The sequence below is a fragment of the Pseudoroseomonas ludipueritiae genome (assembly GCF_014490445.1).
In the GTDB taxonomy this organism is placed as follows: Bacteria; Pseudomonadota; Alphaproteobacteria; order Acetobacterales; family Acetobacteraceae; genus Pseudoroseomonas; species Pseudoroseomonas ludipueritiae.
Genome location: NZ_JACTUZ010000170.1, coordinates 1 through 9,231 on the forward strand (window position 1 = coordinate 1; position 9,231 = coordinate 9,231).

8 protein-coding genes are annotated in these 9,231 nt (G+C 68.6%); 1 reads left to right on the top strand and 7 read right to left on the bottom strand.

Translation table 11 applies throughout. The features are described 5' to 3' along the window. Positions 1–167 precede the first annotated feature (167 nt). Entirely contained in the window at positions 168–2,750 is a 2,583-nt protein-coding gene (clpB, locus tag IBL25_RS22295) for an ATP-dependent chaperone ClpB (RefSeq protein WP_187780689.1), read from the bottom strand. A 150-nt stretch (positions 2,751–2,900) separates the two neighbouring features. Here clpB and IBL25_RS22300 point away from each other — a divergent pair, with 150 nt between their 5' ends. Further along, entirely contained in the window at positions 2,901–3,656 is a 756-nt protein-coding gene (locus tag IBL25_RS22300) for an MOSC domain-containing protein (protein ID WP_187780690.1), read from the top strand. Between the two features lie 58 nt (positions 3,657–3,714). Here IBL25_RS22300 and IBL25_RS22305 read toward each other — a convergent pair whose 3' ends face one another. From IBL25_RS22305 to IBL25_RS22330, 6 genes are all read right to left on the bottom strand, one after another. After that, entirely contained in the window at positions 3,715–4,170 is a 456-nt protein-coding gene (locus IBL25_RS22305; protein WP_187780691.1) for a DUF4167 domain-containing protein, read from the bottom strand. A gap of 225 nt (positions 4,171–4,395) precedes the next feature. Next, positions 4,396–5,256, bottom strand: a complete 861-nt coding sequence (prmC, locus tag IBL25_RS22310) for a peptide chain release factor N(5)-glutamine methyltransferase (protein ID WP_187780692.1) — start codon at positions 5,254–5,256, stop codon at positions 4,396–4,398. Beyond that, a complete protein-coding gene (gene prfA, locus IBL25_RS22315) occupies positions 5,249–6,319 on the bottom strand; it encodes a peptide chain release factor 1 (RefSeq protein WP_187780693.1) in 1,071 nt (356 codons plus the stop codon). Before prfA ends, prmC begins: the two co-directional genes overlap by 8 nt. Continuing rightward, the gene (hisS, locus tag IBL25_RS22320; RefSeq protein WP_238940590.1) at positions 6,316–7,635 is read right to left on the bottom strand and encodes a histidine--tRNA ligase; all 1,320 of its coding nucleotides are present in this window, start codon (positions 7,633–7,635) and stop codon (positions 6,316–6,318) included. Before hisS ends, prfA begins: the two co-directional genes overlap by 4 nt. Before the next feature lie 6 nt (positions 7,636–7,641). Further along, on the bottom strand, positions 7,642–8,775 hold the full coding sequence (gene ispG / locus IBL25_RS22325) for a flavodoxin-dependent (E)-4-hydroxy-3-methylbut-2-enyl-diphosphate synthase (protein WP_187780694.1): 1,134 nt from the start codon (positions 8,773–8,775) through the stop codon (positions 7,642–7,644). Positions 8,776–8,891: 116 nt separating this feature from the next. Further along, the coding region (locus IBL25_RS22330) for a DUF4115 domain-containing protein (RefSeq protein ID WP_194433799.1) at positions 8,892–9,231 on the bottom strand (340 nt) is incomplete at its 5' end.

Below are 9,231 nucleotides of genomic sequence, written 5' to 3' on the forward strand. Positions count from 1 at the left end.
GACTTGAAGAACCGTCAACCACTATTTTGCTTTTACTTCAGAAGGACTTGCTTTAGCCCTGCCACCGGTTCCGAAGCGTTACGCTCCATCGTCAGCGGCAGGGGGCGGCTTTTATGCCCGCCGCCCCCGCCTGTCAAATGGATTTTCGCAGAATTTTACGCTGAACCTCAGGCCGCCGACGCGAGCCCGGCGAGATGCACATCCAGCCCATCCCGCCCCGCCGTCACCCGCAGCGCGCTGCCATCGCGGATGGTGCCTTCCAGCAGCATGCCGGCCAGGCGGTCCTGCAGGTTCCGCTGGATCACCCGCTTCAGCGGGCGCGCGCCATAAATCGGGTCATACCCGGCCTCTGCCAGCCAGTTCCGGGCGGACTCGTCCAGCGTCAGCGTGATCTTGCGATCCTCGAGCAGCTTGCGCAGCCGGCCGAGCTGGATCTCGACGATCGAGCCCATGTCCTTCCGCGCGAGGCGCCGGAACAGCACCACCTCATCCAGCCGGTTCAGGAACTCCGGCCGGAAGCGGCTGCGCACCACGTTCATCACCTGCCCGCGCACCAGGTCCACATCCTCATCCTCCGGCTGCGCCGCGAGGATCTCGGAACCCAGGTTGCTGGTCAGCACGATCAACGTGTTGCGGAAGTCCACCGTCCGTCCCTGCCCGTCCGTCAGCCGGCCATCGTCCAGCACCTGCAGCAGGATGTTGAAGACGTCGTCATGCGCCTTCTCCACCTCGTCGAACAGGATCACCTGGTAAGGCCGGCGCCGCACCGCCTCGGTCAGCGCACCGCCTTCCTCGTAGCCGACATAGCCCGGAGGCGCGCCAATCAGGCGAGCAACCGCGTGCTTCTCCATGTACTCGGACATGTCGATCCGCAGCAGCGCCCGCTCATCGTCGAAGAGGAAGTTGGCCAGGGTCTTGGTCAGCTCCGTCTTGCCTACGCCGGTCGGGCCAAGGAAAAGGAAGCTGCCGATCGGCCGCGACGGGTCCTGCAGGCCGGCACGGGCACGCCGCACAGCCTTGGAGACAGCCTCCAGGGCCTCCTCCTGGCCGATGACGCGCTTGCGCAGCTCGTCCTCCATCCGCAGCAGCTTGGCGCGCTCGCCTTCCAGCATCTTGTCCACCGGCACGCCGGTCCAGCGGCTGACCACGGCGGCGATGCTTTCCTCCGTCACCGCCTCGTTCACCAACTGGCCATCGCCGCCAGCGGCGATCTGCCGCTCCAGCTCCGGAATACGGCCGTAGAGCAGCTCACCCGCCTTGGCGTAATCGCCCTTGCGCTGCGCCATCTCCACCTCGGTGCGGGCGCGGTCCAGCTCCTCCTTGGCCTTCTGAGCCTCGGCGAGCTTGCCCTTCTCCGCCTGCCAGGCGGCGCCGAGCGCGTTGGACTTCTCCTCCAGCTCCGCCAGCTCGCGCTCCAGCTTCTCCAGCCGGTCACGGCTCGCCTGGTCGTTCTCCTTCTTCAGCGCCTCACGCTCGATCTTGAGCATCAGCAGGCGCCGGTCCACCTCGTCCAGCTCCTCCGGCTTGCTGTCCACCTGCATGCGCAGGCGGGAGGCCGCCTCGTCCATCAGGTCGATGGCCTTGTCCGGCAGGAAGCGGTCCGTGATGTAGCGGTTGGAGAGCGTCGCCGCGGCTACCAGGGCACTATCCGCGATGCGGACGCCATGGTGCAGCTCGTACTTCTCCTTGATGCCGCGCAGAATGGAGACAGTGTCCTCCACGCTCGGCTCACCCACAAACACAGGCTGGAAGCGACGGGCCAGGGCCGCGTCCTTCTCCACATGCTTGCGGTACTCATCCAGCGTGGTGGCGCCGATGCAGTGCAGCTCGCCGCGCGCCAGGGCCGGCTTCAGCAGGTTGGAGGCATCCATCGCCCCATCCGCCTTGCCCGCGCCGATCAGCGTGTGCATCTCGTCGATGAAGAGGATGATCTCACCGGCCGAGCCTTCGATCTCGGTCAGCACGCCCTTCAGGCGCTCCTCGAACTCACCGCGATACTTCGCGCCGGCCACCATGGCGCCGAGGTCGAGCGCCAGCACGCGCTTGTCGCGCAGCGCTTCCGGCACGTCGCCATTGACGATGCGCAGCGCCAGCCCCTCGACGATGGCGGTCTTGCCCACGCCCGGCTCGCCGATCAGCACCGGGTTGTTCTTGGTGCGGCGGGCCAGCACCTGGATGGCGCGGCGGATTTCCTCATCGCGGCCGATCACCGGGTCCAGCTTGCCGGAACGCGCGGCCTCGGTCAGATCGCGGGCGTATTTCTTCAGCGCGTCGAACTGCTGCTCGGCATTGGCGCTATCGACCTTGCGGCCCTTGCGCACGGCCTCGACCGCCGCTTCCAGCTTCTGGGCGGTGGCACCGGCCTGCACCATGGCACGGCCGGCCGGGGTGTCGCTGGCGGCCAGCGCCACCAGCAGGCGGTCCTGCGCCACGAAGCTGTCGCCGGCCTTGGTGGCCTGCTGCTGCGCGGCATCCAGCACCCGCACGATCTCGGGCACGAACTGCGGCTGGCCGGCGCCGGCACCCTGCACCTTGGGCAGGCGGCCGATCTCGGCGTCCACGGCGGCCTTGACGGGGTTCGGATCGGCGCCGGCGGCGCGGATCAACCCGGCGGCGGCACCCTGCTCGTCATCCAGCAGCGCCTTGAGCAGGTGCTCCGGCGTCACACGCTGGTGGTATTCGCGAATGGCGATGGTCTGGGCGGCCTGCAGGAACCCGCGGGCGCGCTCGGTGAACTTCTCGATGTCCATATTCTCTGGCCCCTCCTATGAGCGGACCGGCACCCCTCGCCCCCTCTGGCTGCGCTGGGCACCGTATTCGTCACCGATGTGGTATGAGAGGAGGGTGCCCTTCAAGGGTCCTTGACCGGTATCGAACCGAAAATTGCGAAGGCCAGCCTCATGCGTGTCGAGATGCTCTACCGCTATCCCGTCAAAGGCTTGACCGCCGAGGCCCTGGAGGAAACCTTCCTCAAGGCGGGCGAGTGCATCCCCGACGACCGCCGCTTCGCGCTGGCCCAGGGTGACGCCCCTTTCGACGAATCGGCCCCCGGCTTCCTGCCCAAGCGCCATTTTGGTTGCCTGATGGTGAATGAGCGGCTGGCCCTGGTCTCCGCCGTCTATGATGGCCATGGCGGCGAGCTTCTGCTGCGTATCCCGGGTGGGGAAACGCTCATGGCCAGCACCCGCACCCCCGCCGGCCGCGCCGCCATCGCCGCCGCCCTTACTGCCTATCTGGGAGAGGAGGCACGCGGAGAACCCCGCTTCGTCACCGCCCCCGGCCATGCCTTTACCGACGACCGCCAGAAGGGCGTCACGCTGATCAACCTGGCCAGCATCGCGGCGCTGGAAAAGGCCACGGGCCAGAAGCTCGACCCGCTGCGCTTCCGTGCCAATATCTATTTCAGCGGCCTGCCGGCCTGGGCCGAGTTCAACTGGGTGGGCAAGGAAGTGCTGGTGGGCGGGGCGCGCCTGTCCATCTACAAGCGCACCATGCGCTGCCCGGCCACGCAGGTGAATCCCGCCACCGGCGAACGTGACATCAATGTGCCCAAGCTGCTGCGCGAACATTTCGGCCATGCCGACCTCGGCGTCCATGCCGTGGTGCTGGAGGATGGCAAGGTAGCCCTGGGCGACGCGCTGGAAGCCCTGGACTGAACGAAAAAGGGCTGGCCCAGCAGGCCAGCCCTTCTTGATCCCGTATCCGCCGCGGCGGTTACTGAGCGGCCGCCTGCGGCTGCTCTTCGTTGCCCTCGGCCTCCATGGCCGGCTGGGCACCGCCATTGGCCGTGGCCTCGCCTTCCGGTGCCTCGCCATGGTCAGGCTGGCCGTCCTGGCCGTTCTGCTGGCGGCGCGGCGGCTGGTTCTGCTGCGCGGCCTGGGCCATGGCGTTCAGGATGCGGAAATAATGCTCGGCATGCTGGAAGTAGCTTTCCGCCATGACACGGTCGCCGGAACCCGTCGCGTCGCGGCCAAGCTGGAGATACTTCTCGAACAACTGCTGGGCCGTGCCCCGGAGCCGCATATCGGGTCCGCTGGAGTCGAAGACGTGGTTGCGGTTCATCGGCTGGTTGCCGCCGCCGCCGCCGCCGCCTCCGGACTGACGGAACTGGCCGCCGCCGCCCCCGCCCTGACGGTGGCCGCCACGGCCGCGCATGCGCTTCATGTTCATCGGTATTGCGTTCGCCGTCTCATGCTCGCGTTGGCCGGCGGCAGGGGGCAGGCATGCCCCGAACAAGCCGGAATGGTCGCGGATGGTGGTTATGTTCGCTGCGGTACCGGGAGCCAAGGCCACCAAGGCCTTCCTGACATCCCCGGGACTTCCAGGCCCGCTGCCGCGTTGCCTGCCGCTGTGTTGCACCCTAGCCCCGTGCCCCGCATCAGCCAAACGGTTTTTTCAGGGGCGCCGCAGGATCAATGCGCGGTCCACCCCCCCAAGATCCGCATGGGTCCCCACAACCTCCAGCCCCGCCGTCCGCGCAAAGGCTGACACGGAAGGGCCCTGCCCCTGGCCAAGCTCCAGCACCGCGCGGCCTCGGGGCCGCAGCAGGCGCGGCAGATCGGCCACGATCAGCCGGTAGGCATCCAGCCCATCCGCGCCACCGTCGAGTGCCCGCGCGGGCTCGTGCAGCGCCACTTCGGGCATCAGGCCCGGGATATCCGCGCTCTCGATATAGGGCGGGTTGGACAGCACGAGGTCGAAGCCACCCGTGAGCGAATCGGCCCAGCTTCCGGCCAGGAAAACGGCGCGCTCCCCCAGCCCGTTCCGCCGCGCATTGGCGGCCGCCAGCGCCGCGGCCTCCGGCGCCAGATCCACGCCGATGCCAAAGGCCGCCGGATGCTCCGAGAGCACCGCCAGCAGCAGGCAACCCGTGCCGGTGCCGAGATCCAGCACCCGCGCAGGCGCCGGACCCTGCAGCGCCGCCTCCACGATCGCCTCCGAATCGGCGCGCGGGATCAAGGTGGCCGGGGAAACGGCGAGGTCCAGCGTCCAGAAGCCCTGGTGCCCCAGCACATATCCCATCGGCTCATGCGCCAGGCGGCGCTTCAGCATCCCGGCGAAGCGGAGGGCGGCCTCAGGCGGCACCGGCGCGCGCGAATCGCGCAGCAGCGCCGTGGTCTCCACCCCCATGGCGGTGGAGAGCAGCAGCCGCGCCTCCAGCCGGGGGTTCTCGATGGCCGCCGCGCGCAGGTGCTGCCCGGCGCGGCAGAGGAACCCGCCGACGCTGCCGGCGGGGTCCGGGCAGCTGTCAGACACCTTCGGCCGCCAGCCGCGCCGCCTCGTCCTCGGCGGTCAGGGCGTCGATGATCTCGTCGAACTCGCCCTGCATCACGCGGTCGATCTTGTGCAGGGTCAGGCCGATGCGGTGGTCCGTCACCCGTCCCTGGGGGAAGTTGTAGGTGCGGATGCGCTCGCTGCGGTCGCCCGTGCCGACCTGGGACTTGCGATCCCCGGCCCGGGCGGAATCGGCCGCCAGCCGCTGCTGGTCATAGATGCGGGAGCGCAGCACCTTCATCGCCTTGGCGCGGTTCTTGTGCTGGCTGCGCTCCTCCTGCATCGCCACCACGGTGCCGGTGGGGATGTGGGTGATGCGCACGGCACTGTCAGTCTTGTTGACGTGCTGGCCGCCGGCGCCGCTGGCCCGGTAGGTGTCGATGCGCAGGTCGCTCTCATTGATCTGCACATCCACCTCCTCGGCCTCCGGCAGTACCGCCACCGTCACGGTCGAGGTATGGATGCGGCCCTGCGTCTCGGTCGCCGGCACGCGCTGGACGCGGTGGACGCCGCTTTCATACTTCAGCCGGGCGAAGACCCCCCTGCCCTGCACCTCGGCCACAGCGCCCTTGATGCCGCCGACCTCGCTTTCATCGTAATCCATGATGTCGAAGCGCCAGCCGCGCGAGGCCGCGTAGCGCTGGTAGGCACCGAACAGCTCAGCGGCGAAAAGCCCGGCCTCGTCGCCACCGGCGGCGGGGCGGATTTCCAGGATGGCATTGCCCTCATCCGCCGCGTCCTTCGGCAGCAGCATCAGGCGCAGCTCACGCTCCAGCACCGGCACGGCGTCGCGTTGGGCGTAGTATTCGGACTCCGCCAGTTCCCGCATCTCGGGGTCGGCCATCATGGCCTCGGCCTCGTCGCGGGCACGCTCGGCGGCGCGCAGGGCGCCGACCTTCTCCACCAGCGGGTCCAGCTCGGACAATTCGCGCGCCAGGGCACCGATCTGCCCGCCCTCGGCCGTTTCCAGCAGGGCGCGCAGCTCGTCGGCGCGGTAGAGCAGACGGTCGAGCTTCTCGGCCAGGCCGGACTTGGTGCCGCTCATGCCGTCCCGTCGTCGTCCTCGAAGCCGGCCTCGATGCTTTCCATCATCTGCTCCAGCATCGCGTCCTCAACGCCGGCGGCCGCCAGCGCCGGCAGCAGGGCAGGCGCATCCACCCGCTCCTGCGAGCCATCCCGCAGGTTGCGGACGACATAGACGCCCTCCGCCACCTCGCTCTCGCCAATGATGATGGCGGCACGGGCGCCGGTCTTGTTGGCCCGCTCCATCCGCTTCTTCAGGTTGCCCTTGTAGGCGATCTCGGCCGGAATGCCGCCCTGGCGCAGCATCTGCGTCAGCGCCAGCGCGGCGGCTTCCTGCGCCTCGGCCACCGGGATCACGGCCACCGGGCGGGTCGCCTCCGGGCTTTCCGCCAGCAGTTCGGCCAGCCGCTCGACACCCGCCGCCCAGCCGACGGAGGGGGTGGAAGGCCCGCCCATCTCCTGCACCAGCCCTTCGTAGCGGCCGCCGCCCATCACGGTGCCCTGGGCGCCGAGGCGGTCGGTGACGAATTCGAAGGCGGTGTGGCTGTAATAATCCAGCCCACGCACGATGCGCGGGTTGCGCCGATAAGGCACGCCGAACTGGTCAAGATAGCCCAGCACCTTCTCGAAGAAGGTCCTGGCTTCCGGTGTCAGGTGCTCGTCGATGGTCGGTGCGGCGGCGACCAGCTTCTTGTCGCCCTCATCCTTGCTGTCCAGGATGCGCATCGGGTTCTTTTCCAGCCGCGCCTGGCTGTCAGCCGAAAGCTGCGCCGCATGGGACTGGAAGTAGGAGACCAACGCCGTGCGATAGGCGTCGCGGGAGGGCGTATCGCCCAGCGTGTTGATCTCCAGCACCACGCCATCGTCGATGCCGAGCTGCTGGATGATCTGCCAGCCCATGGCGATCACCTCGGCATCGGCCAGCGGCTCGGCCGCGCCCAGGATCTCGGCGCCGATCTGATGGAACTGGCGGAAGCGGCCCTTCTGCGGCCGCTCGTAGCGGAACATCGGGCCGGCGTAGAAGACCTTGCGCGGCAGCCCGCCCTGGGTCAGGCCGTTGGAAACCAGCGCGCGGCAGACGCCCGCCGTGCCTTCCGGCCGCAGGGTCAGGCTGTCCCCGCCCCGGTCCTCGAAGGTGTACATCTCCTTGGAGACGACGTCCGAGGTCTCGCCCAGGGAGCGGGAGAAGACGCTGGTGCTCTCGAAGATCGGGGTCGCCCATTCCTCCATGCCATAGAGGTTGGAGACATGGCGGGCCGTGTCGATGACATGCTGGTGGCGGCGGAAGGTCTCGCCGATCAGGTCCCTGGTGCCGCGTACCGGCTGCATTCCGCTCAACTCACGTCACTCCGCTGCCTGGGGCTCAGCCGCAGGCTCTTGCTTGGCCGCCGCAATTTCGGCGGCCTTCTTCTCGACCAGCTCCACGATGTGGTCGACCATCGCGTCGCCCTGGATCGTGTGGTCCGTCTTGCCGGCGTGATAAACCATGTGGCGGTTGTTGCCGCCGCCGGTGACGCCGATATCCGTCATCAGCGCCTCGCCCGGCCCGTTCACCACGCAGCCGATGATGGAAAGCGTCAGCGGCGTCTCGATATGCGCCAGCCGCTCCTCCAGCGTTTCCACCGTCTTGATGACGTTGAAGCCCTGCCGGGCGCAGGAGGGGCAGGAGATGATCTTCACGCCCCGGTGGCGGATGCCCAGGGACTTCAGGATATCCCAGCCCACATGCACCTCCTCCTCCGGCTCGGCGGAGAGCGAGACGCGCATGGTGTCGCCGATGCCGGCCCAGAGCAGCGAGCCCAGGCCGATCGAGGACTTCACCGTGCCCGTACGCTTGCCGCCGGCCTCGGTGATGCCGATGTGCAGCGGGTGGTCGCAGGCTTCCGCCAACTGCTGATAGGCGGCCACGGCCAGGAAGACGTCCGACGCCTTCACGCTGATCTTGAACTCGTCGAAGCCGTTCTGCAGCAGGTGGTCGGCGTGCCAGAGGGCGCTTTCCACCAGGGCTTCCGGGTTCGGCTCCCCGTATTTCTCCAGCAGGTGGCGCTCCAGGCTGCCGGCATTGACGCCGATGCGGATGGAGCAGCCATGGTCCCGCGCGGCCTTGATCACTTCCTTCACCCGCTCGGGCGAGCCGATATTGCCGGGGTTGATGCGCAGGCAGGCCGCGCCAGCCTCGGCGGCCTCGATGGCGCGCTTGTAGTGGAAGTGGATATCGGCCACGACCGGCACGTTCACCTCGTGCACGATCTCCTTCAGGGCCGCGGTGGAAGCTTCATCAGGGCAGGAGACGCGGACAATGTCCACGCCCGCCAGTTCCGCCCGGCGGATCTGGGCGATGGTCGCCGCCGCATCCTCGGTCGGCGTATTGGTCATGGTCTGGACGGAGATTGGCGCATCGCCGCCGACCAGCACCTTGCCCACCCGGATCTGACGGGACTTGCGGCGCAGGATCTGCTGATACGGACGATAGGACAAGGCGGCCTCCCGCTAAGGGTCTGCGCGGGATATGGCAGCACCCAGGCCAGAGGCCAAGCCACCATTGCGGCAGGCAGCCGCGCGTGGCCGGCGCGGCCCCTGCGCTTTGGTGGCTGCTAGCGGGTCGGCACCTGGCCCGGGGCGGCGTCACGCAGCCGGGCGGGGTCCAGCAGGATGTCGCGCCGGACGCCCACCAGCCCCGTGAGCGCCTGGGAGGCACGGCCATCCACCTCTACCGTCAGCCCCTCCGCGCGGCCGGTGGTCAGCACCAGGCCGCTGCCTTCCGGAACCTCATAGGTCTCGCGCGGCTGCAGGATACGGCTGAGCACGACGGTGCCGTTGCGCGTGTCCCGGATCTGCACCCAGGTTTCCTGCGTGGCGCGCAGCATGATGCGATTGGCCGGCGCAGGCGGCTCGGCGGGCGCGGCGGCCACGGGCGGCGGCGCCGGGGCGGCG